The sequence below is a fragment of the Candidatus Accumulibacter necessarius genome (genome assembly GCF_036625085.1).
This window is the reverse complement of sequence record NZ_JAZKUM010000010.1, coordinates 64,231-86,806: the sequence shown is the minus strand read 5'-3', so window position 1 is coordinate 86,806 and position 22,576 is coordinate 64,231. Positions and strand designations below refer to the sequence as shown.

The 22,576-nt window shown below is 63.0% G+C and carries 24 protein-coding genes; 5 read left to right on the top strand and 19 right to left on the bottom strand.

The genetic code is table 11. From position 1 onward, the window contains the following. Positions 1-3 precede the first annotated feature (3 nt). From V5B44_RS22375 to V5B44_RS22330, 10 genes are read right to left on the bottom strand one after another with little or no spacing between them, the layout of a single operon-like run. Positions 4-651 carry a hypothetical protein gene (locus V5B44_RS22375; protein ID WP_332361260.1) on the bottom strand — a complete coding sequence of 216 codons (648 nt, stop codon included), beginning with the start codon at positions 649-651 and terminating at the stop codon, positions 4-6. Then, positions 648-2,987, bottom strand: coding sequence for an MMPL family transporter (locus V5B44_RS22370; protein WP_332361259.1), 2,340 nt, complete (start codon positions 2,985-2,987; stop codon positions 648-650). Before V5B44_RS22370 ends, V5B44_RS22375 begins: the two co-directional genes overlap by 4 nt. Then, positions 2,984-3,550, bottom strand: a complete 567-nt coding sequence (locus V5B44_RS22365; RefSeq protein WP_332361258.1) for a LolA family protein — start codon at positions 3,548-3,550, stop codon at positions 2,984-2,986. Before V5B44_RS22365 ends, V5B44_RS22370 begins: the two co-directional genes overlap by 4 nt. Beyond that, positions 3,547-4,458, bottom strand: a complete 912-nt coding sequence (locus V5B44_RS22360; RefSeq protein WP_332361257.1) for an acyl-CoA synthetase — start codon at positions 4,456-4,458, stop codon at positions 3,547-3,549. The genes V5B44_RS22365 and V5B44_RS22360 overlap by 4 nt, the downstream gene beginning before the upstream one ends. Next, positions 4,455-4,769 carry a 3-hydroxyacyl-ACP dehydratase FabZ family protein gene (locus V5B44_RS22355; RefSeq protein ID WP_332361256.1) on the bottom strand — a complete coding sequence of 105 codons (315 nt, stop codon included), beginning with the start codon at positions 4,767-4,769 and terminating at the stop codon, positions 4,455-4,457. Before V5B44_RS22355 ends, V5B44_RS22360 begins: the two co-directional genes overlap by 4 nt. Next, on the bottom strand, positions 4,756-6,099 hold the full coding sequence (locus tag V5B44_RS22350) for an AMP-binding protein (protein WP_332361326.1): 1,344 nt from the start codon (positions 6,097-6,099) through the stop codon (positions 4,756-4,758). Before V5B44_RS22350 ends, V5B44_RS22355 begins: the two co-directional genes overlap by 14 nt. Positions 6,100-6,104: 5 nt before the next feature. Continuing rightward, complete coding sequence (locus V5B44_RS22345; RefSeq protein WP_332361255.1) at positions 6,105-6,776, bottom strand: hypothetical protein; 672 nt, start codon at positions 6,774-6,776, stop codon at positions 6,105-6,107. After that, a complete protein-coding gene (locus V5B44_RS22340) occupies positions 6,773-7,057 on the bottom strand; it encodes a phosphopantetheine-binding protein (RefSeq protein WP_332361254.1) in 285 nt (94 codons plus the stop codon). The genes V5B44_RS22345 and V5B44_RS22340 overlap by 4 nt, the downstream gene beginning before the upstream one ends. 18 nt (positions 7,058-7,075) lie before the next feature. After that, complete coding sequence (locus V5B44_RS22335; protein ID WP_332361253.1) at positions 7,076-8,326, bottom strand: beta-ketoacyl-[acyl-carrier-protein] synthase family protein; 1,251 nt, start codon at positions 8,324-8,326, stop codon at positions 7,076-7,078. A gap of 3 nt (positions 8,327-8,329) precedes the next feature. Beyond that, the gene (locus tag V5B44_RS22330) at positions 8,330-8,581 is read right to left on the bottom strand and encodes an acyl carrier protein (RefSeq protein ID WP_332361252.1); all 252 of its coding nucleotides are present in this window, start codon (positions 8,579-8,581) and stop codon (positions 8,330-8,332) included. Positions 8,582-8,698: 117 nt separating this feature from the next. Between V5B44_RS22330 and V5B44_RS22325 the strand changes: the two genes are divergently transcribed. The 3 genes from V5B44_RS22325 (at position 8,699) to V5B44_RS22315 (ending at position 11,334) form a co-directional block, all read left to right on the top strand. Then, the gene (locus V5B44_RS22325) at positions 8,699-9,052 is read left to right on the top strand and encodes a hypothetical protein (RefSeq protein WP_332361251.1); all 354 of its coding nucleotides are present in this window, start codon (positions 8,699-8,701) and stop codon (positions 9,050-9,052) included. Between the two features lie 94 nt (positions 9,053-9,146). Beyond that, positions 9,147-10,685: a murein biosynthesis integral membrane protein MurJ gene (gene murJ / locus V5B44_RS22320; RefSeq protein WP_332361250.1), complete on the top strand. Its 1,539-nt coding sequence runs from the start codon at positions 9,147-9,149 to the stop codon at positions 10,683-10,685. Positions 10,686-10,704: 19 nt separating this feature from the next. Beyond that, positions 10,705-11,334 (top strand): YbhB/YbcL family Raf kinase inhibitor-like protein, encoded by a 630-nt coding sequence (locus V5B44_RS22315; RefSeq protein ID WP_332361249.1) that lies wholly within the window; start codon positions 10,705-10,707, stop codon positions 11,332-11,334. A 108-nt stretch (positions 11,335-11,442) separates the two neighbouring features. Here the strand turns inward: V5B44_RS22315 and V5B44_RS22310 are convergent, their stop codons facing one another. The 7 genes from V5B44_RS22310 to V5B44_RS22280 form a co-directional block, all read right to left on the bottom strand. Beyond that, the gene (locus V5B44_RS22310; protein WP_332361248.1) at positions 11,443-13,857 is read right to left on the bottom strand and encodes a sodium-translocating pyrophosphatase; all 2,415 of its coding nucleotides are present in this window, start codon (positions 13,855-13,857) and stop codon (positions 11,443-11,445) included. A 341-nt stretch (positions 13,858-14,198) separates the two neighbouring features. After that, entirely contained in the window at positions 14,199-14,852 is a 654-nt protein-coding gene (gene adk, locus V5B44_RS22305; protein WP_332361247.1) for an adenylate kinase, read from the bottom strand. A gap of 131 nt (positions 14,853-14,983) precedes the next feature. Further along, positions 14,984-15,748, bottom strand: a complete 765-nt coding sequence (gene kdsB / locus V5B44_RS22300) for a 3-deoxy-manno-octulosonate cytidylyltransferase (RefSeq protein ID WP_332361325.1) — start codon at positions 15,746-15,748, stop codon at positions 14,984-14,986. A 31-nt stretch (positions 15,749-15,779) separates the two neighbouring features. Next, entirely contained in the window at positions 15,780-15,956 is a 177-nt protein-coding gene (locus tag V5B44_RS22295) for a Trm112 family protein (RefSeq protein ID WP_332361246.1), read from the bottom strand. Further along, complete coding sequence (gene lpxK, locus V5B44_RS22290) at positions 15,937-16,980, bottom strand: tetraacyldisaccharide 4'-kinase (RefSeq protein WP_332361245.1); 1,044 nt, start codon at positions 16,978-16,980, stop codon at positions 15,937-15,939. The genes V5B44_RS22295 and lpxK overlap by 20 nt, the downstream gene beginning before the upstream one ends. A gap of 10 nt (positions 16,981-16,990) precedes the next feature. Continuing rightward, entirely contained in the window at positions 16,991-17,407 is a 417-nt protein-coding gene (locus V5B44_RS22285; protein WP_332361244.1) for an ExbD/TolR family protein, read from the bottom strand. 16 nt (positions 17,408-17,423) lie between these two features. Continuing rightward, positions 17,424-18,032, bottom strand: coding sequence for a MotA/TolQ/ExbB proton channel family protein (locus tag V5B44_RS22280; protein WP_332361243.1), 609 nt, complete (start codon positions 18,030-18,032; stop codon positions 17,424-17,426). Between the two features lie 292 nt (positions 18,033-18,324). Between V5B44_RS22280 and xseA the strand changes: the two genes are divergently transcribed. Both xseA and V5B44_RS22270 read left to right on the top strand, forming a co-directional pair. Next, on the top strand, positions 18,325-19,734 hold the full coding sequence (gene xseA / locus V5B44_RS22275; protein WP_332361242.1) for an exodeoxyribonuclease VII large subunit: 1,410 nt from the start codon (positions 18,325-18,327) through the stop codon (positions 19,732-19,734). Positions 19,735-19,825: 91 nt separating this feature from the next. Next, the gene (locus V5B44_RS22270; RefSeq protein ID WP_332361241.1) at positions 19,826-20,413 is read left to right on the top strand and encodes a Fe-Mn family superoxide dismutase; all 588 of its coding nucleotides are present in this window, start codon (positions 19,826-19,828) and stop codon (positions 20,411-20,413) included. Between the two features lie 358 nt (positions 20,414-20,771). Here the strand turns inward: V5B44_RS22270 and ssb are convergent, their stop codons facing one another. Together ssb and V5B44_RS22260 are read right to left on the bottom strand one after the other, a co-directional pair. Continuing rightward, positions 20,772-21,251 (bottom strand): single-stranded DNA-binding protein, encoded by a 480-nt coding sequence (ssb, locus tag V5B44_RS22265; protein ID WP_332361240.1) that lies wholly within the window; start codon positions 21,249-21,251, stop codon positions 20,772-20,774. A gap of 55 nt (positions 21,252-21,306) precedes the next feature. Next, positions 21,307-22,512 (bottom strand): MFS transporter, encoded by a 1,206-nt coding sequence (locus tag V5B44_RS22260; protein ID WP_332361239.1) that lies wholly within the window; start codon positions 22,510-22,512, stop codon positions 21,307-21,309. Positions 22,513-22,576: the final 64 nt, after the last annotated feature.

Here is a 22,576-nt window from a genome sequence, read left to right as displayed (position 1 = left end):
GCTTCAGGTCGGCAGAAGTCGGCAGTCGAGAAAATGGTCCCACAGGCGCTGCCAGACGGGCCACTCGTGACCGCCCGGAATGACGTGGCTCGCTGCCGGGGGGAAGCGACCGGCGATTTCCCGCATCCCCGCAGCAAAGCGATCTTCCGCTCCGTAGCCGACGAAAACCGGGAAATCGGCTGGCGGCTTCTGCAGCCATTGCCACATCCGGAACTCGGGGTCGGCGAGTTCATCGGCAGATGGCTGCCAGCGGGCCAGTCCTCCTGCCCGGGCGATAGCGTTCGCAGTCAGGCGGCTGCCGGGGTAGGGAGCGAGCAGGCAAAGGCCATCGACACTACCCGGCGTATCCGCGTTATGGCACAGCGCAAGAAGCCCGCCGAGCGAGATACCCCCCAGCCAGATGCTCCGACAGCCCTGCTGCCGGGCCGGGGACAGGATTTCGGCCTGCAGCGCGGGCAGCGCCTCGCCACTGGAGACACTGGCCAGATCGAGGTCGACCGTCAGCAGGTCCAGCGGCAGGCGGCGGCGCGTTACGGCGGCGAAGAAGCCCGCCTGGACATAGTCCGCCGCGGTCATGTAGGCACCCGGCAGCAGCACCAGCAGCGTCGGTGCGCCGCTGGTGTCGCCGACGGTTGACAGATGCGCGCTCATCGCCGGGGCGCCGATCGAGCGAAGCAGGCCGAGAGGAGCAGTGCCAGAATCGCTCCGGGGCCCACTGTAATGCCAAGCGCCTGGAGGACGGGCACCTGCGAAATAGCCAGCGTACCGAAGCCAATGGTGGTGGTCAGGCAGGCGATCAGCATCGAGGCAACAGTCCGCGGCTCCTGGTGCAACTGGTCACCGAGGCGGTCGAAAAAGAGCGCGTAATTGGACCCGACGGCGACGATCAGCAGCATGCCGATCAGGTGCAGCAGTTGCAGGCGGATACCGGCGAGATTGAGCCCGGCGGTGACGAGCAGCACCGCCAGCAGCAGCGGAACGATGACCCGCAGGACTCGGCGCCACGAACGCAGCGTCGCAGCCAGCAGGCAAACGATAGCGACCAAGCCGGCCAGCGAGAGGATCCAGGCTTCGCTCAGATAGTTCGCGTAGAGGCCGTCGAACTCGGCTTTCATGTCGATCAGCAACGCCCCGGAGCCAGTCAGCGCCGAGCGCAGGGCCGCGGCATCGATCTCGCCCAGGCTGTCGCCCGGCGGTGGCCGCAGCGACAGCAATGCGCTCCAGCCATCGCGGCGCTGCAGCAGCAAGGCGTCGACGGCCAGTACCAGGCTGGTGCCGGAAAGGGCTTCCGGTCCGACGATCGGCGCCGTACGGGCGGCCTCAATGTCGTTCAGGAAGGGTTCGAGCTTGGCAGCCGCCAGTGGCGAATCGGCGAGCGCCAGCGGCAAGCGTTCGCGCAGTTGGGCCGCCGTCGGCAGGCTGCCACGCCGGGCCCGCTGTGTCGCCTCGCTGGGCAGGAAACGAGCCGGCGTATCGTAGCCGCCGATGACGCCGGCAGCAACCAGCCGGTCGAGCTGGGCGCCGGCATGTTCGGCGGCCTGCAGGGCATGTTCGCGGTCAGCGGCACTGACGACGACCAACAGGCGGGCGTCAGGTGCTCCCAGGTCGGCGCGCAATGCCTTGTCGGTGGCCAGATCTTCGGCACTGGCGGTGCTCAACGCCGAGAGTTCCTGGTTCCACAACTGGCCGCGATTGGCGAGCAGGAGGGTGGCGGCCGCGATGGCGACGCCAATCACCGGCCAGCGTAACCTAGGCAGCACGATGGCCAGTTGCGAGAAGGCCTTGCCGAGCGTGCTCAGGTCCCGTTGCGGGCGGTCGCCCCGAAGCAGTTGCGGCAGGATGAAGCGGGTGACGGCGGCGGCGGTGAGCAGACCGCTGAGAGAATACAGGCCGAGCTGGGCAAGACCAGGGAAGCCAGAGAACAGGAGGACCGCAAAGCCGCAGACGGAAGTCAGCACGCCGAGGCGGATCGTCGGCCAGAAACGGCTACGCCAGGTCGCGGTATCGCTGCCGTCGGACTGGACGAAATAATAGATCGAGTAATCGACGGCCTCGCCGATCAGCGCAGAGCCGAAACCAACGGTAATCCCGAAAACCGTGCCGAAGGCAAGGCTGACGGCGACGACGCCAGCGAGCGCACCGCTGACCACCGGTAGCAGACCAAGGCTCATCAGCTTGAACGACCGATAGACGAAAAACAGCAGGCTGGCGATGGCCAGCGTGCTGATAAGCGACAGGCGTGCAACCTCCTGCTTGATCGTCGCCCGGGCCTGCACCGCATAGACGCCGGGGCCGGCAATCTGCAGGCTGGCGTCGGGGATTCCCGCCGCTAGCCTGGCCACCGCGAATTCCTCGCGGATGACGTCAAGGGCGGCAGCCTGTCGGTCGATATCGGAGCCGAGGGCGGCGGTCTGCGCCAGCAGCACCGCCCATTCGCCGTCGCGCGAAGCCCAGACGCCCTCCTTGCTGTTCGGCTGAGCACCGGCATCGAGTCCGACCAGCAGGCTAACCAGTTCGCCCGTCGGGTCGTGCGGCAGCAACCGCTTGAGCAAAAGTCCGACGGGGGAGGCCAGGAGATCCACGCTTTCCGAAATGGCGCCGCGCAGGCCATCCACCGAGAAGCGCTCCGGCGTCACCGCTGAGCTGAGCAGATAGCGATGACGGAACAGATATTCACGGTCGGCATCAAGGCTACTCGCCTCGCCGTTGCGCACAGCGGTAAACTCGGCCCGGGCAGCCAACCGCGCACTCAGCTCGCGCGACAACGCCGCGCGCTGGCGTGCATCCCCGCCGCCAATGGCAAGCATCAGCAGCCTGGTGACTGCGCCCTCCCTGAGTTGGTCTACCAACACCTGCTGCTCGGCGCTGGGGTGCGCCGGCAAGAAAAACGACATGTCGGCCGAGAAACGGCTGTTCCAGACGATCGTCGCCCCGGCGACCATGGCCATCAACCAGAGAACGAAGGTGCGACGGGCTGCGGCGCTCACTTGTCAGGAAGGGGCTCGATGCTCATCACCGCGCGGTCACCGTCGGCCTGCAGGTACTCGATGCTGCAGATACGATTCCTCTGGCCCGTGATGGTGATCTTCTGAACGATCCCAGCGATCACCTGCTCGCTGGGCAGCAGGGTCAGCGTCCACTGGTCGCGGCTGCCGGCCAGGTGGAGAGCATAGTTCCTTTCGAGTGCCTGACGGTTGCCGGTGAGCGCGCCGCGGATGCTGTCGACAAAGGCCATGGCTTCCGGCCGGCTGGCCAGATCGATACTCAATTTCTGCTGACCACGCTCGAGGGTGAGACGGTCCTTGTCGAGCAGCAGTACTTCTGGACGCGGAGTCAGGGTTCGCTTTTCGAGCCGGTCGGGTGTCGTGAAGCTTATTTCGCCGCTGGCAACCACTGGCCTGTCGAGCAGCGCAATGTACTTGATCTCGACGAAACGCGCCCTGCCGCCCCGCGTCCGGGAAAGATCGTCCATCAGTTGCGGCAGGCCCCAAGCGGCCAGCGCAGGGATCGACAAGGCGATCAGCAACAGACCGCCGAGCACTCGCTTCATCGTCGCTGCTGCCAGAAGTCGAAGAAATTGAACCAGTTGTACGGAGCAAGACGGCAATAGTGCTCGAGGCGCGCCACGTAGTGGGCCTGCGCCTGGCGGATGGCGGCGTCCCGTCCGGCTTGCGGAATCTGCGAAAAATCTGCCAGCGGTTCGAAGTGGATCCGGTAGCGGTTACCACCCAGATACAGCCCGGTCATGAAAAATGTCGGCCGGCGCAGCATCGCGGCAACGCGGAAGGGGCCGAGCGGGAAAGCCGCCGGCTGACCGAGGAAATCATGCGCGATCGTTAGCTCGTCGGCCAGCGCGCGGTCCGCCAGCATGCCAACCAGGTAACCACGGTCGAGCTTGTTGCGGGCTTCCAGCATCGACTCCAGGCGGCCGAGAGGAATGATGTCCTCGCCCGCAGCCGGGTTGATCGCAGCCAGGGTGGCATTGAGCTTGCGCGCGTTTTTCTCGTACATCAGCATCGCCACCTTGATGCCGGCGCGGCCGCGACCAACCGCGCGCAGGACTTCGAAGCTGCCGAGGTGGGCGCCGATCAGCAGGGCGCCCGGCTGATGCGCCAGTGCCGCGTGCAGGGCTTCGGCACCATGCACCTCGATCTCGAACAGGTCAAAACGGTCATTGAGCAGGTATACCCGGTCGTGAATCGTACTCGCAAACGACAGGACGTGGCGATAGCCGTCCGACCATTCGGCCCAGCGTCCGAGAGCCCGGCCGAGATACTTTCGGCTGGCACACCGCGCCTGCGGGGAAAAGAACAGGAAGTACAGCGCGATCCCGTAGAGTACGAGGCGGCCAATTCGTCGCCCGAGCGTCAGTGAAATCCATGCCATCAGCCTGAGGATCGTGAGATTGCTGCGCTCCTGCTGGCGCAGCCAGTTCGCGGCCTGCTGTCCGCCACTCATCTGGCGGGTTTCAGGCTGCCGGCAGCGACTTCCCGCTCGCCCACCCGGACAGAGAAAACGATGACCTCGCCCGCCCTTTCGTGCAGTCGCTCCTGCAGCCGGTAAACAAGCCTTTCGCCCGGTCCGACCGGACTGAAGAACTTGGCCTGAGCAATGTGCCAAGCAGTTGCCGACCTTCCCTGGAACGCTTCAGCGAAGAGCAGCGCCTGATCAAGGAGGACGACGCCCGGCACGATGGGGCGCCCGGGGAAATGCCCGACAAAGGCCGGATGGCCAGCAGGAATGATCCATTCGAAATCAGCGCGTCGCATGGCGCGCCAGCCGGCGGGATTGGTACAGTACCTGTAACTGCGCGCGCGGCAGCTTGCCAGTGCTGTTGCGCGGCAGCGAATCGACCATGAGCAGCGGCCGGGGCAGGAAAGCGGCGTCCACCCGTTCCCGCAATCTGGCAAGCAGGTGCCGCTCGCTCAGCCCCGGCGCAACGGCAAAAGCGCACAAGCGCGTGATGCCATCCGGCGAGGCCTGGTCCGGCTGAAAGAAAACCCCATCGACGACACCCGGAATTGCGGTGAGCTGGTGGTTGAGATAGACCAGCGAGCTGCGCTTGCCGGCGATACTGACCTGATCCGCGTTGCGGCCAAGCAACATGAAGCGGCCATCGGGCAACAACTCCAGGTCGTCGGCGAGAACTACCCGGCCTTCGATGTGGCCGCCCGAGGCGGTGACCTTGTCGCCATCACGTTTTAGGCACACGCCGTCGAGCGGCAGCCAGGCGGGATCGGTGATCAGGCGCCGGCTGGCCAGTTGCCCGGTCTCGGTACAACCATAGATTTCATGCAACGGTGCTGCCAGTCGGGACTCGGCGTCCGCGGCGAGCTGGGGCGAGAGCGGGGCAGTAGCCGACAGCAGCCGGTCAACGGCCGGCAGCTCGACCCCAGCCGCCAGCAAGGTGCCGAGATGGAAGGGTGTGGTGACCAACATGCGCGGTGGGGGTACAGCCAGGAGTGCGCGGACGATGTCCTGCGGATAAAATGGCTTGCCCGACCAGAATGGTGAATTCCCGTGCATGGCGAGGAGCACCGTCGACTCGAATCCGTACATGTGCTGTGCCGGCACGGTGCCGACGATGGCGTGACGGGGCCCGTCGAGCAGGCCAAGTCGGCTGGCTTCCGCCCGCGCGTTCCGGACCAGCGATCCCCAGGATTTGTTGTGCGGTACGGGCATGCCGGTCGATCCCGACGTATACACCGTGGTCGCGAGCAGTTCACCTGGAATATCCGGGATGCCGGTCACGTTGTCCGGGTGGACCGCCAGCGAATCCGGGAAATCGACGCGCGGCAGATCGAGGCTGTCGAAAGCGCTGTCGCAGAGGCAGAAAACGTTCGGACATTGACGCCGGATCTGGCGCAGCGTTTCGGCTGACTGCGAAGCGGGCTGCAGGCTGGTCTGCCCATTGAGCAGGCCTGCCGCCAGGCCAACGCTGAAATGGTAGCGATCCTGGCAGAAGTTGAGAAAGTGCCTTCCTGCAGGCAAGTGCTGGGCCAGCGTCAGCGCTGTGGCGAGGAAGGTTCGTACCGTCACCGGACCGGTCGGCAGGTAGGCAATGATCTCGTCGAGGCTGGCGTGCCCGAGCAGCGGCACACTGCTCAACGGTCGCTCGCCATTGTGCGCCAATCGCGTACCGATTCCCGGTAGCCGCGAATGGTATCGGCAATCCCGGTGCGATCTGCCGGCGGCAGGACGCGATGGCGAACCAGATACTCCGCGGCAAACATCAGGCACAGGAGCGGCATGGCGAGCAGATTCGCGAAAACCGACCAGACAATCGGCGACGCGAAAACAAAAAGCACCGTAGACAGCACCGCAGTTGCCCCGAAAAAGACAGTCCAGGCGATGGTCACCTGCCTGGTGTAGAAGAACTGCGCCTCCGAAAGCACTCCGTGGTGGGCCAGACGGGCAAACCGGGTGACCAGCGCCTCCCCCTGGCCGAAAAGGCTGCATCCGAACAACAAGCCAAGCGTCAGGTTGGTACCGACGTGCTGCAGGTAATAGAGCATGGCCACGTTCTGCCGCAGCGTTTGCCAGTGCCAGGGGAGGATGACGACGACGGCCAGCCCTCCGGCGATCAGCCACCATGGCTTGCCCACGCGCCACAGCAGAATGACGATGATGGCGAGCATCCATGTGCTAGCCATGGCAACCGCCAAATCGGAACCTCCTGCCCCGGCGCTGGCGTCGTGCGCGAGCCATGCCCAGGCGATCAACAGCCCGGTCACGCTGAGGCCACGCAGCAGGCTGGCCGAGGTGATGCCGGTCATTTCGTTCGCTGGCTCGCGATGTGCGCTGCCAGCGTGCGCAAGGACGAGAAAATACGCACATTGTCCTCGTTATCGGAGCGTAACTGAAAACCGTAGCGTTTCGATGTGACCAACGCAATTTCAAGAACATCGATCGAATCCAGACCGAGTCCTTCGCCGAACAGCGGCGCATCTGAATCAATCTCATTTGGCTCCAGGTCGAGATTGAGTGCCGAGACAATCAGTTCGGCGACTTCCTCGAGGAGTGCTTCGGCTGCTAGCGGGCGTGCTTCTTGAGACATCGCGTCTTTTCCGTGAAGTTATCGAAAGGCAGCGCGGAAAGCAAGCACCGCGTTGCTGCCGCCGAAAGCAAAGGAATTGGATAGTGCTGCCCGCAGCGGCCGGTCGCGCCGGGCCGAGATCACGTGATCGACGCCGGCACACGCCGGATCGATCCTATCGAGATGAGCCGTCGGTGGGATGGCCTGCGCACGCAGAGCCAGAACGGTAACGATCGCTTCCAGCGCACCGGCAGCGCCAAGTAGATGACCGTGCATCGACTTCGTTGCGCTGACCGCCGGCTTCGTGACGCAGGCGCCGAAGACTTCGCGGAGCGCCTCGGCCTCCACCGGGTCGCCTTCGATCGTCGCTGTCCCGTGGGCATTGATGTAGTCAATCTCGTCCGAGCGGAGCGCCGCATCAGTGAGTGCCGCCCGCAGGGCGCGAACCTGACCTGCAGCCTCCGGGCGAACCAGGTGCGCATGGTCGCAAGTGGTGCCGTAACCAACGATTTCGGCATGAATACTCGCCCCGCGGGCAACGGCGTGCTGCCAGTCTTCGAGTACCAGTGCTGCACCGCCCTCGCCAAGCACGAGACCACTTCGGTCGGCGCTGAACGGACGACAGGCGGAGGCAGAAGTCGTCGCATCGCCACTGGCCATGACGCGCAGGGCCTCCCATGCGCGGACGACGCCGTAGGCCTGCGGCACGTCAGAACCACCGGTCAGCATGATCGGCGCCTCGCCGCTGCGCACCCGACGGAAGGCCTCGCCGATGGCAATGGTCGACGAAGCGCAGGCCACCGTGCAACTCATGCTAACGCCGCCCAGACCAAGCTGGATCGAGATGTGGGCGTTGGCAGCGTTATTCATGCCGAGAATCACCGAGAGAGGCGAGATCCGTTCGCGGCCCTTCTGCCACAGTTCTCGGTACCCCTTTTCGTAAGCCAGCGTGCCACCGAGCGCCGTTCCCCAGGTAACACCCCAGTTTTCGCGGTTTTCAACGCCTTGCTCGCGACCAAGACCGGCATCATCCCAGGCGGCGAAAGCCGCGGCCGTCCCGAGCTGAGCGTACCGATCCATCGTTCCCGCCAGCGCTTTGCCCAGGATAGCGTTGGCGTCAAAACCAGGGCAGCTGACAAAAGGAATGGCCAGAACACGCGGCAGCTCGTCGATACGGAACAATCCAACAGCCGATTCACCGTTCAAAATGTGCTGGAAGAAGTCCGAAAGCTTATCGCCAAACGGGCTGACCAGGCCCAAACCCGTGATGGCAACGCGACGCTGGCCCATGAGTCAAGACTGATGTTCGCCGCGCAGCCGGTCCATCAGGCCTGCCATTTCACTGACCGTCCGGGGAGCCTTCAGTCCCTTCGCCAGGGTGATTCCGAACCGGTCCTCAAATTCGAACATCAACTCGAGAGCCATCAGCGAATCGACGCCCAGTGGCTCCAGGAGGGCCTCTGGGACGACCCTCTCCGGCTCGACACCCAGTCGGCCTTGAAGGAATTCACGTATCAGAGAAAGGGAATCCATGGTGTGGCGCATTCTATCCGATTGTCGCAGCCTAGCCAACGATTCGCCTTGTCCAACGAGGTATGAGCCTGAGAAAGAAATTGCGGGTGACTTGAGCTCGGGTTGATCATCGCAAGGATGGTGATCCACATGAACGAAGCACGGCTGACCACGATTGAGCAGATCGAGCAGTTTCTCAACGCCAGCATATCGCTTGAGTTCTCGGCGGCAGACGACGATGGCGGGCGGTATGAACACATCAGTCTCGTCGTCAAACCCTGTGACTGCCCCGGTCGCAGGAAGCGCGAGCGTGGCGTTGTGCTGAGGTCCCTGCAGCACACCAGCGGCTACAACCGGGCTCAGGTCAGTGGTCTGGTGACCAGGTGGCAGCGTAACCGTCTGGCTGAGGTTTTCCTGGCCAAACGCCACCGTCCGCCTGCCGTGCCCTTTGCAAACAAGTACACCGCCAGGATCATCTCAACGCCCCTCGGCGGAATCCGGTAGACTGCCGTTTTTTCTTCAACCCGCATCACCGCGTCACCCACTCCGTCGCTCCTTCAGACTCATACCTGAATCGGAAAACACGCACGGACACGGAATGAACCTTCTCAAGACACTCGCCACCGTCAGCAGCATGACCCTGCTGTCGCGCATACTTGGTTTCGTGCGCGACTTCGTGATCGCGCGCACTTTCGGCGCCGGGATGCTCACCGACGCCTTCTTTGTCGCTTTCAAGCTGCCCAATCTGCTGCGCCGCCTGTTTGCCGAAGGCGCGTTCTCGCAGGCCTTTGTTCCGGTGCTTGGCGAATACCGGAACAAACGCGGCAGTGACGACACCAGGCAGCTCGTTGACCGTGTCGCGAGCCTGCTTTTTCTCATCGTCCTGGCGGTGACCCTGATCGGCATGGCCGCGGCGCCAGTCCTGGTCTATGTCTCGGCGCCGGGCTTCAGCGACGACCCCGAGAAGTTCGCTCTGACCGTCAACCTGACTCGCATCACCTTTCCCTACATCCTTTTCATGTCCCTGGTTGCGCTGGCCGGCGGCGTTCTCAATACGTGGAGCCGATTCGCCGTCCCCGCTTTCACGCCCGTACTGCTCAACGTCTCGTTCATTCTCATGGCGCTTTTTGCCGCGCCGCATTTCGATCCGCCGATAATGGCTCTCGGCTGGGCGGTGTTTCTCGGTGGCGCCCTGCAACTGGCATTCCAGATCCCCAGCCTGCAGCGTATCGGCATGCTGCCGAGATTCTCGATCAGCCTGCGCGACGAGGGGGTGCGGCGGATCTTCCGGTTGATGGCGCCAGCCGTTCTCGGCGTTTCCGTAGCGCAGGTCAGTCTCCTGCTGAACACCATCTTTGCCTCCTTTCTCAACACCGGGAGTGTCTCCTGGTTGTACTACGCCGACCGCCTGATGGAGTTTCCGGCCGGCTTGCTCGGCGCCGCGCTGGGCACCATTCTGCTGCCCTCGCTGGCCCGGTGCCACGCCACGCAGCAACACGACGAGTATTCCCGCCTGCTCGACTGGGGTTTGCGGCTGACCTTTCTGCTCGCCGCCCCGGCAGCTCTGGCACTGGCGATTCTCGCCGTACCGCTGATCACGACCCTGTTCCACCACGGCGCCTTCACCGCTGGCGACGTGTTCAGAACGCGCGATGCGCTGGTCGCCTACAGTCTCGGCCTGCTTGGCATGATCCTGGTGAAGGTACTCGCACCAGGCTTCTACGCACGCCAGAACGTACGCACGCCGGTCCGCATCGCGCTGCTCAGCCTGGCCGTAACCCAGGGGCTGAACCTGATCCTGATTGGCTGGCTGGCACACGCCGGCCTGGCACTGGCCATCGGACTGGCCGCCTGCCTCAACGCCACCCTGCTCTACCGTGGTCTTCGCCAGCACGGAATCTATATTCCCCAGCCCGGCTGGCTGCTGTTCTACTGCCGGCTGGGCTGCGCCATGGCGACGATGGGCATCGCGCTCTGGTTTGTCACCGGAGAAGCAGGCACCTGGCTTACCTGGAGCCTGACCGATCGCCTGCTGCGTCTTTCTGGGGTCGTCGGCTTCGGTGCGGCCATCTATTTCGCTACACTATGGGTCGTCGGCTTTCGCCTGCGAGACTTCAAACGCAGTGGGGCCGAGTAATCAACCAGGAGGATTAACGATGAAATTGATCAGCAGCAGTTTCAATGAGGGTCAGCGGATCCCGGGCGCCTTCGCCTTCTGTATCCCCGACCCGGCGCACCATGTCTGCCTGGGCAGCAATCTCAACCCGCAGCTGGCATGGAGTGGCGCACCGGCGTCAACCCAGTCGTTTGCCGTCATCTGCCATGATCCCGACGTGCCGAGCCAGGGCGACGACGTCAATCAGGAAGACCGCACCGTACCAGCGGCGCTGCCGCGGGTCGATTTCTTCCACTGGGTGCTGATTGATCTGCCAGCGAGTCTCAGCGAGATCAGGGAGGGCGAGTTCTGCAGCGATGTCACCCCGCGCGGCAAACCTGGTCCACACGCGGCACACGGCGCGCGCCAGGGAATCAACGATTACACCGGCTGGTTTGCCAGTGACAACGACATGCGCGGCGACTACTACGGCTATGATGGTCCTTGCCCGCCCTGGAATGACGAGATCGTCCACCGTTACGTGTTTACGGTTTTCGCACTCGATGTCGCCAGGCTGAATATCGAAGGCAAGCTGACCGGACAACAAGTCCGCTCAGCCATGCAGGGACACGTTCTTGCGGAGGCAAGCCTGACCGGCAGCTACACGCTCAATCCATCCCTGAACCGATAGCAGGGTAGCAGGCAGCCTGATCGCCGGCCCGCAGGCCAGCCAGCAGAAACAACAAAAACGGGCCGTCAAGCGGCCCGTTTTTGTTCGGGGGCGTTGTCCGCCGACGGATTACTTCACACTGACCTCGACACGGCGTGCCTCTTCAGGACCTCCCGTGCCCGTGGTAACCATGGGCTTCTTGAGTTCGACGCGCTCCTCGGCGATACCGACGTTTTTCAGGGCATCCCGTACAGCCATCGCCCGGTTCTTGGCGATTTCCTCGTTGGTTGCCTGGCTACCGGTCGTATCGTGGAATCCCGAAACGGCCAGTTGCGCCGTCGGGTTAGCCTTGGCATAGGCAACAATCGCTTCGAGGGTTTTTCCAGCGTCGGCCGGTACTTCGGCCACACCCACCGCGAAATAGAGCTTGGCCGCCGGCACTGCCGCCGTTGCGGCCACCGGAGCGGCAGCCACCGGCTTGCTGACAGAAGCGGGGACCATCAGGGGCACGATCATCAGGGCGACGATGTTGATGATCTTGATCAGCGGGTTCACCGCCGGACCAGCCGTGTCCTTGTAGGGATCGCCGACGGTATCACCGGTCACCGCTGCCTTGTGGGCCTCGGAGCCTTTGCCGCCGAAGTGGCCATCCTCGATGTACTTCTTGGCGTTATCCCAGGCGCCACCACCGGTGGTCATCGAGATGGCGACGAACAGCCCGGTGATGATCGTTCCCATCAGCAGGCCGCCAAGCGCCTTCGGACCCAGCAGCAGGCCGACGAGAACCGGCACCAGTACCGGCAGCAGCGAGGGGATGATCATTTCCCGGATGGCCGCTGCGGTCAGCATGCCGACGGCGCGCGAATAGTCGGGCTTCGCCTTGCCTTCCATGATCCCCTTGATTTCCTTGAACTGCCGACGTACTTCGATGACCACCGCACCGGCGGCCCGGCCGACCGCTTCCATGGCCATGGCGGCGAACAGATAGGGAATCAGGCCACCGAGGAAGAGACCGATGATCACCATGTGATCGGAGAGGTCAAAACGCAGGCTACCACCAAAATTGGTTTCCAACGCGTGCGTGTAATCGGCGAAAAGCACCAGCGCCGCCAAGCCAGCCGAACCGATGGCATACCCTTTGGTCACCGCCTTGGTGGTGTTGCCGACCGCGTCGAGCGGATCGGTCACGTCACGCACCGACTTCGGCAGACCAGACATTTCGGCGATGCCGCCAGCGTTGTCGGTGATCGGTCCGTAGGCGTCGAGCGCGACGATGATGCCGGTCATTGACAGCATCGAGGTCGCGGCAATGGCGATGCCGTACAAGCCGGCCAGAGCATACGTGATGTAGATCGCCGCGCAGACGGAGAGCACGGGCAACGCACAGGCCTTCATCGAGACGGCAAGGCCGGCGATGATGTTGGTGCCGTGGCCGGTGGTTGAGGCTTCGGCAACGCGCTTCACCGGTGAGAAGTCTGTACCGGTGTAGTACTCGGTGATCCAGACCAGCAGGCCCGTCAGCACCAAACCAACCGCCGCCGACCAGAAGATGTTCATCGAACTGATCAGGCTGCCATCGACGAGAGTGATGCCGTTGCCAAGCATCATGGTGGTGATCGGATAGAAGGCAATCAGGGCCAGCACGCCGGCCACGGCCAGGCCGCGGTAGAGGGCGTTCATGATCTTGCCGCCGTCGTTGGCCTTGACAAAGAAACAGCCGATGATCGAAGCGATGATCGAAACGCCACCCAGCACCAGCGGGTAGACAATCAGGTTGTCGTTGGCACTGGCAACTCCCTTGAGCATCATCGCGCTGAGCACCATCGTCGCCACCACGGTCACCGCGTAGGTCTCGAAGAGGTCCGCCGCCATGCCGGCACAGTCGCCAACGTTGTCACCAACGTTGTCGGCAATGACCGCCGGGTTGCGTGGATCATCCTCGGGAATGCCGGCTTCGACCTTGCCGACCAGGTCGGCGCCGACGTCTGCGCCCTTGGTGAAGATGCCGCCACCAAGACGGGCAAAGATCGAGATCAGCGATCCACCGAAGGCCAGACCGACCAGCGGTTCAACACTGTGCTGAAAGTCGGCGCCGGTGCCCTTGAGGAACGCGTAATAGCCCGCCACCCCGAGGAGGCCCAGACCAACCACCAGCATACCGGTGATGGCGCCACCCTTGAAGGCGACATCGAGCGCCGCAGAAATGCCGCTACGCGCCGCTTCTGCGGTGCGCACGTTGGCCCGCACGGAAACATTCATGCCGATAAAACCGGTCGCACCCGAAAGCACCGCACCGATCAGAAAGCCAATGGCCATCAGCTTGCCGAGCGCAAACCAGATCAGGACAAAAAGTACCGCGCCGACGAGACCAATGGTCGTGTACTGTTTGGCAAGGTATGCCGAAGCGCCTTCCTGAATGGCTTTGGCGATCTCCTGCATGCGTGGGTTGCCGGCTGGCAACGAGAGAATCCACTTCGTCATGGCAGCGCCGTAAAGCACCGCAATGACCGCGCATACAAGCGCGAACATCAGACCTGAAGACATACACTACCTCCCTCACTAAAGTTACCCCGGCCCTGCGGAGACTCCGGAGGGTCTCCACGGGTCTGACTTGCCCCACAACTGAACCACGAAAAGAACGCCAGTGCCCGAACCAGACTATGTCCCTTCAAGCCAAGACCGCGACACGGGTGCGCATGCGGCAACCAGAACCGGCCAATTACCCGCATCCCCATTGGGCGACGCCCGCTTTGCCGACCGGCAATCCGTAGACCAACGCCTGCGCGCCCACCCCACCCTAGCCAGCGCCACCAGCGAAAACCGTAAGGGGCAGCGATACCGCTGACCGAAGACTGCTGGCGTCGGCGCTACCGTCATCGTTCAGGCTACAGCAGAGCCGCGAAGGCCGCCTGCCTGATGTCATCCACGCTGCCGACACCGGCAATTTTGCGACACTTTGGCGCCTTGAAGTCGCCGCTAGCAGCCCACGTGCTGTAGTACTCGAGCAGGGGCTTGGTCTGCGAATGATAGATCTGCAAGCGCTTCCTGACCGTCTCTTCCGTGTCGTCGTCGCGCTGAATCAGATCCTCCCCGGTGACATCGTCTTTTCCGGCCACCCTGGGCGGATTGAAGCGGATGTGGTAGGTACGGCCTGAAGCGGGGTGCACACGACGACCGCTCATCCGCTCAATGATTTCTTCGTCGGCCACGTCGATCTCAAGCACATAGTCAAGCGCCACGCCAGCGACCTTCATCGCTTCGGCCTGCGGCAGGGTGCGCGGAAAACCATCGAACAGATAACCCGCCTGGCAATCCGCCTGCTGCAGGCGATCAGTCACCAGGCCGATGATGATTTCGTCCGAAACCAGGCCACCAGAATCCATGACCTTCTTGGCTTCGATGCCGAGAGGAGTACCTGCCTTGACAGCAGCGCGCAGCATGTCTCCGGTAGAGATCTGGGGGATGCCGAACTTTTCACGAATGAACTGGGCTTGAGTGCCTTTGCCGGCCCCTGGCGCGCCTAGCAGGATGAGTTTCATTGTTCGCCTTGTGAGAGAATCAAATCGAGCAGTTTGTCCAGTAATTCAGATAGTTGTGGCCCATTCAGAGTGGCGCAACATCACGTTGTCGTGACCAACAGGCGGAAACTTACCCTCAAACGCGCGCACGGTCAAACCTTTTTGAACCATTCCTGCATGCGCAGGGCATCCTCCGGGGTGTCCACGCCGGCACTTGGCAGGTGATCGGCAATCGCCACGCTGATGCGGAAACCGTGCCACAGGGCGCGCAATTGTTCCAGCGCCTCAAGGCTTTCGAGCGGTGACGAAGCCAGTTCGGCGTAGGTTCGCAGGAAGCGTGCGCGGTAGGCGTAGATCCCGACGTGCCGATAGGCGAGCATCTCGGGAGGCAGTGTCTCGCCACCAGACTCGCGAGCAAAGTGGTCGCGAGCGTAGGGTATCGGTGCGCGCGAGAAGTACATTGCGTCACCGCTTGCCGCCAGTACCACCTTGACAATGTTCGGGTTGAAGAAATCGGCAGCATCTGCTACCCGGTGCGCCACCGTCGCGATGTCGGCACCACTCTCCGCCAGGCGGCAGGCCGTAAGGACGATCAAGGCCGGATCAATCAACGGTTCATCGCCCTGAACGTTGACCACGATCGTCTCGTCGCTCCAGCCTGACAACGCGACGACCTCAGCCAGACGATCGGTCCCGCTCGCGTGTTCAGACCGGGTCAGCACAGCGCGCAAGCCGTGCTGCCTGGCTGCGTCCAGCACTTCCGCGTGGTCGCTGGCCACCAGCACCTCGTCGGCACCCGACAGCCGGGCGCGCTCAGCCACCCGCACAACCATCGGCTTACCGCCGAGATCAAGCAATGGCTTCGCCGGCAGGCGTGTGGACGCGTAACGAGCTGGAATAACGATCTTGAATTGAATGTGCACGCCGCCGCCTTCGCTCTCTGCGCGGTCAGATCTCGTCTTCCGATAGCGGACGGGCCTCGTCCGCGAGCATGATCGGAATGCCATCACGGATCGGAAAAGCCAGCCGGCAGGGCTTGCACGCCAGTTCCGACTGTGCCTTGCGGTATTCGAGATTGGCCTTGCAAATCGGGCACACGAGAATATCAAGCAGGCGGGCGTCCATGGAGTTTCTCCAGAATTGTCTCTAGCAGACCGGGCTGACCAGGCTGCGAAGTGATCACCGCCTCGACCGGCAGGACCCAAGCCTCACCAGTGACCAGCGCCTCGCATTTTACCGCATCTTTCTCGGTCATCAGCAGGACGCCGTGCCGGGCAAAGGCAAGATCGGCGTCGCTATAGGGATGGTGATCAGGAAACGGATGCGCTTCGAATTCGAGCCCGAGGGCTTTGAGCTGCGAAAAAAAGCGGCGGGGGTCGCCGATGCCGGCAATTGCGTGGAGCTGCCGGCCCTTGAGGAAATCGGCGTCGCAGTTGCTCTGTCTGCCGCTTATGGCAACAAAGCGCTGGCCAGCAAGCCGCATATCGAACTGTGGCAAGTGCCGCGCCGCACCCTCAACGCGTCTTTCCGCGGGACCGTTCCAGACCACGGCGTCAACGCCGGCGAGACGCCGCAAGGGCTCACGCAAGGGCCCGGCCGGCAAGAGGCGACCGTTGCCTGCGCCGCGGCTGTCAAACACCACCACTTGGACCGTGCGCTTCAGGCGATAGTGCTGCAGCCCGTCGTCGGAGACGATCACATCACAGTCGGGGTGAGCAGCCAGCAGCGCCTGTCCTGCGGCAACGCGGTCGCGCCCGACGAAGACCGGCACGCCACTGCGCCTGGCCAGCAAGAGGGGTTCATCGCCGACCAGCGACGACAGGGAGGATGCCGCCACTGAGCGTACCTGGCCGCCGCCGCCGTAACCGCGGCTGATGATTCCCGGCCGCCACCCCTGTTCCTGCAAGCTGCGAACCAGCCACAGCACGAGCGGGGTCTTGCCACTGCCACCGACGGTCAGGTTACCGACCACGACCACCGGCACCGAGAGGCGACACGAGCGCAGTGCACCGCAGTGGTACAGCCAGCGACGCAGGCCTGCGAGCAGACGGAACAGCCACGATAGAGGTAGCAGGGGCCACAACGCGACGGCCAGCCGTCGCCGGTACCAGCAGCCGGGAAGACGCTGCGTCATGCCGAAACGGGACATCAGTAAGGCATCAGTGGGGCGATTGTGTGGCGAAGGAAATCCGTGGATAGCCCGCTGTCTGGGCTGCCTGCATGATGTCGACGACGCTCTGGTAGTTTGCCTTGGCGTCGGCGTTGATCACAATCACCGGCTCCTTGGTGTCACCGGCAGCGCGCCGCAAGGCCTCGCTGATCGCCTGCACGGTGACCGTCGCCAGCGGCACCTTGTTGACCAGCACCTGACCGGCAGCGGTCAGCGCCACGTTGATCTCGTTCGGCGGCTCTGTCTGCTTGCTCGCGTCGGCGGTCGGCAGGTTGATCTCGAGTCCCGAGAACTTGCTGTAGGTGGTGGTCAGCATCAGGAAGATGATGATCACCAGCAGCACGTCGATGAGTGGAATCAGATTGATCTCGGGCACATCACTGCTGCGACCACGGCGAAAATTCATCACCCGCCCCTCATCGTCAAGACTTGCGTTCGCCGTGCAGGACCTCGACCATGCGCACGGCCTGCCGCTGCATCTCGATGACGAAACCATCAACCAGGGCGCGGAAATGTCGCCAGAAGATCATGCTCGGAATGGCGATCAACAGCCCGAAACCGGTGTTGTAGAGGGCGACCGATATACCGTGTGCGAGCTGGACCGGGTTGCCGCCACCGGGAGTCTGCGAAGCGAAGATCTCGATCATGCCCACCACGGTACCAAACAGACCCATCAAGGGACTGATCGAAGCGATGGTGCCCAGGGTCGTCAGGTAGCGTTCAAGATCGTGCGACACGACGCTACCGGCTTCCTCGATCGCCTCCTTCATGATCTCGCGCGAACTGCCGACGTTTCGCAGGCCAGCCCCGAGGACACGACCGAGCGGCGAGTGTGCCTCCAGATTGGCGACCATTTCGACACTTGCCCCGCTTTTTCGGAACTCGGTGACCACCCTCTGCAACAGACCGGGGGGAACCACTTTGCTGTGCCGCAGCGCAACAAGGCGCTCGATGATCAGCGCGACGGCAACGATCGATGCCAGCAGCAAGGGCCAGATCGGCCAACCAGCAGCCTGAATGATGGAAAACACGTTTTCCTCCGGGAGATTTTTCAGACGGGCACTTTAGCCTGCGGCGGCCGTTGCAGCAAGCCCTGCACTGGTTTTTCAAGCGGCTCTTGCCCTGAGAATGGGCTTATCCCCAGAATCTGTGGATAAGCCCGCGATCAGGCTGTTGGTGAAACGGCCAAGTGCCCATTCAGGAAGGGGTTTTCCTGTTTGCCCGAAAACCGCGCGGCACACAGTCGGTGAAGCCCGGGCCAGACGGGCTGCCAGCGCGTTCGGCAGGAGGCGCAAAGATCAGGCAGCCATGTAGAATCCGCCCATGCCAGATTTAGACTTCACCATTACCGGCCTACCCATGGCCGTGCCGGTAATCCCGGTTTCGATGCTCAATCGCCTCGCTCGCGAGCGACTTGAAGCGGCGTTTCCGCTCTGCTGGGTAGCTGGCGAAGTCTCCAACCTCAGCCATGCGGCGTCGGGACACCTCTACTTTTCGCTCAAGGATCGCGCCGCTCAGGTGCGCTGTGTCATGTTCCGTAGTCGCGCGCAGCTCCTCGGCTGGCGACTGGAAAACGGCCAGCACATCGAGGCGCGCGTCCTGGTCACCCTCTACGAGGCACGCGGGGATTTCCAGCTCAACGTCGAAGCGGCTCGTCGAGGCGGGGTCGGCAACCTCTACGAACAGTTCCTCCGCCTCAAGGAAAGACTTGAACGTGAAGGACTGTTCGACAGCGCCGGCAAGCGCCCTTTGCCGGCGTTTCCACACCGCGTCGGTATCGTCACGTCAGCGCAGGCGGCTGCCTTGCGCGACGTCTTGAGCACGCTCAGGCGACGTGCCGGCCAGGTCGCGATCGTCCTGTATCCGACAGCCGTGCAGGGGGACAGCGCGGCCTCACAGATCGCCGAAGCCATCCGCAACGCCGGCGAGCGTCGGGAGTGCCAAGTACTGATCGTCTGTCGGGGTGGCGGCAGCATCGAAGACCTCTGGGCTTTCAACGACGAGGCTGTGGCACGGGCGATCCGCGCCTGTCCGATGCCGGTGATCAGCGGCATCGGTCATGAGACGGACTTCACGATCGCCGACTTTGCCGCCGACCAGCGTGCGCCTACACCAACCGCGGCGGCCGAACTGGCGGCACCCGAACGGTCCGCACTGCTCGCCCGGCTCGCCGCCAACCAGTTCGCCTTGGGTCGCCACGTCGAACAGCAGATCAACCAGCGAGGCCAACAGCTGGACTGGCTGGCGCACCGACTCCAACACCCGGCGCAGTACCTCGCTCGCCACCATGAGGGCCTGCGCAATCTTGAGCGCCGCCTCGGCTCTGGTCTGCTGAAAGCCAGCGCCAGGGCACGCACGATGCTAGCCGACCTGGCCCGTCGCCTGCTGTTGATCCGCCCCGATTCGGCGCGTCACGCCGGCCGCCTGCAAGCGCTGGCACCAAGACTCCATGGCACGTTCCACAAGATGCTGCACGGCAAGTCCGCCGACCTCGGCCGCCTGGCTGCCGGCCTTGCCCATCTGAACCCGCGGGCGGTACTCGCCCGCGGCTACGGCATCGTCACCAACGTGCAGGGGCAGATCGTACGCAGCAGCACAATGCTGGAACCTGGCGCGCGTATCGCTGTCTTCTTCCAGCATGGACGTGCCGATGCCGCCGTGCTGGCCGTTTCCGAAGACAGTGACCAGCCATTGGCAGGCGGAGAGATTGCCAGCGCCGCACGCCCCGAATAGAATCCGGCCGACAAACTAAATGAAGGAGGTTTCATCGCAGGTTTTCACGTCGCATCACTTCACCTCATAACAAGCCTCACGGAGAACATCAATGGAACATCAGCTGCCGCAACTCCCTTTTGCCATGGACGCACTGGCTCCTCACATGTCGCGGGAAACCCTCGAATACCATTACGGCAAGCACCATCAGGCGTATGTCACCAACCTGAACAACCTGATCAAGGGGACGGAATACGAAGCACTCGAGCTCGAGGCGATCATCAGGAAGGCACCGGCCGGCGGCATCTACAACAACTCGGCGCAGGTGTGGAACCACAGTTTCTTCTGGAATTGCCTGACACCCGGCGGAGGCGGCGCTCCTGCCGGCGCACTGGCTGCGGCCATCGATGCCAAATGGGGATCCCTCGCCGAGTTTGCCAAGGCCTTCCAGGCATCCGCGGTCGGCAACTTCGGTTCCGGCTGGACCTGGCTGGTCAAGAAGGCCGACGGCTCTGTCGACATCGTCAACATGGGTGCGGCCGGCACGCCGCTGACCACCGGCGACAAGGCGCTGCTCTGCATCGACGTCTGGGAGCATGCCTACTACATCGACTATCGCAACCTGCGCCCGAAGTTCGTCGAGACCTTCCTCTCCAGCCTTGCCAATTGGCGCTTCGCCGAACAGAATTTCGCCAGCTAGGCGTTGGCCGATGTTTGGCGGCGCCGGCGCCGCCAGTGAAAAGGGCATCTACGTGCAGATGCCCTTTTTCTTGTTCTGGGTAGCGCAGCCTCTCGCCACCTGCTCGCCGGTTCGCCCGTTTGCCTGATCAAGCCCGGAAGCTCAGGCAGCGGCCCCTGCCGCCGTTGCCCTTCGGTTCGCCAAGACTGGCCGACCTCTAGTAGTTCGTTCCGCCAAACCAATTACATGAAATCGCGCCTTCTCGCGCCATGCGGCGTTGCAAATCCTCGCCATAGCTACGGCTATGGCTGTGGTTTGCGCCTTGCCTTGCACGAGAATGCATCAATTTCATTTGTAATCTTATTGACGGAACGAACTACTAGAACGGAATGTCGTCATCCATGTCTTCGAAACTCGGCGTCTTCTTGGCGGGCGCAGCGCGTGCAGCGCCGGTACCGGCCCCTGCCGCCGACGGCATGCTGCCGCCGTACTCGCTCTCGGTGCCCGCCGGCGAACCCATCCCTTCACGACTACCGAGCATTTTCATTTCGCTGGCAACGATTTCGGTCGTGTATCGCTCGTTGCCCTCCTTGTCCTGCCACTTGTTGGTCCGGATGCGCCCTTCGACATAGATCTGGCGACCTTTCTTCAGGTACTGGCCAGCCGTTTCGGCCAGCTTGCCAAAAAAAACGATCCGGTGCCACTCGGTGTTCTCCTTGTATTCGCCGGACACCTTGTCGCGAACCCGGTCGGTGGTCGCAATCCTGATGTTGCAGACAGCATCGCCGCTGGGCAGGTAGCGGGTTTCCGGATCAGCGCCCAGATTGCCGACGAGAATCACTTTATTGACCGAAGCCATGTTGCCTCCCTGAATGGTGTGCGAGAAGAGAATAACAAGAGAATTATAGGGGCTTTCAGATGATAGCTTGACGGCTGCGCAGCGGCGGGATCGACATCGTCAGCCCAAGCATCAGCCAGACGACAGCCAGGATCGCCCCCCCCAGCCAGACAGCACCCGCGCCGGAGTACTTGGCCAGGACGCCACCAAACACGCCACCGAGAAACAGGCCGAGCGCCTGGGTGGTGTTGTAAACGCCGAGCGCTGCGCCCTTGGCGTGGGGTGGGGCAATCCGGGAAATCAGCGACGGCTGTGTCGCTTCAAGGATGTTGAAGGCAACGAAGAAGAGCATCAGCCAGAAGGTCAGGCCGTAGAGGCCGCCGGCAAACAGGCCGAAACCGGCCTGCACGGCGAGCAGGATGACGATCGCCGCATTGAAGACCAGTTTCATGCGGGCGAATCGCTCGGCGAAAACGATCGCCGGCACCATGATGACGAAAGAAATCAGCAGCGCCGGCAGGTAGACTTTCCAGTGTTCAGCAACCGGCAGGCCGCCGGTGCTGACCAGTTCCGCCGGCAGCAACACCCACATCGCGGTAAGCATCAGATGCAGGGCGAAGACACCAAAGTTCAGACGCAGCAACTGGCGGTGCGACAGGACTTCGACAAAGCTCGGCCACGCCGGTTGCCGCGGCACGGCGGGTGCGGCGGGAACGACCCTGAGCACCACAAAAATCGCCAGCATCGCCAACACCCCGGTCAGCGCAAAGATGCCGGGCATGCCAATGCTGACATAAAGCAGCGGCGCGCCGACCATTGAGACGGCGAAAACCATGCCGATCGACGAACCGATCATCGCCATCACCTTGGTGAGATGCTGTTCCCGCGTCAGATCGGCAGCGAGCGCCGTAACCGCCGCCGAAATGGCGCCGGCACCCTGCAGCACGCGCCCGGCGATGACGACGTAGATGTCGTCGGCAAACGCAGCAAGGAAACTGCCGGCGACGAAGAGAAGGAGCCCGAAGACGATCACCGGCTTGCGCCCGAAACGATCCGAAGCCGCACCGTAGGCAATCTGCAGACAGGCCTGCGTCAGCCCGTACGCTCCGAGCGCCACGCCAACCAGCGCCACGTCGTTGCCGGAAGGCAGTTCCTTGGCATAAAGTGAAAAAACCGGCAGGATCAGGAAGAGGCCCAGCATGCGCAAGGCAAAAACAGCCGCCAGGCTGATGCCGGCGCGCTTTTCTTCGCTGCTCATACGGTCGGTGCTCGAGGCGGACATGAAGTTTGCTGCCGGGCTGCGGAATTGCGTATATTAGCAGGTTTGCCCAGGCGCCTCAGGCCAG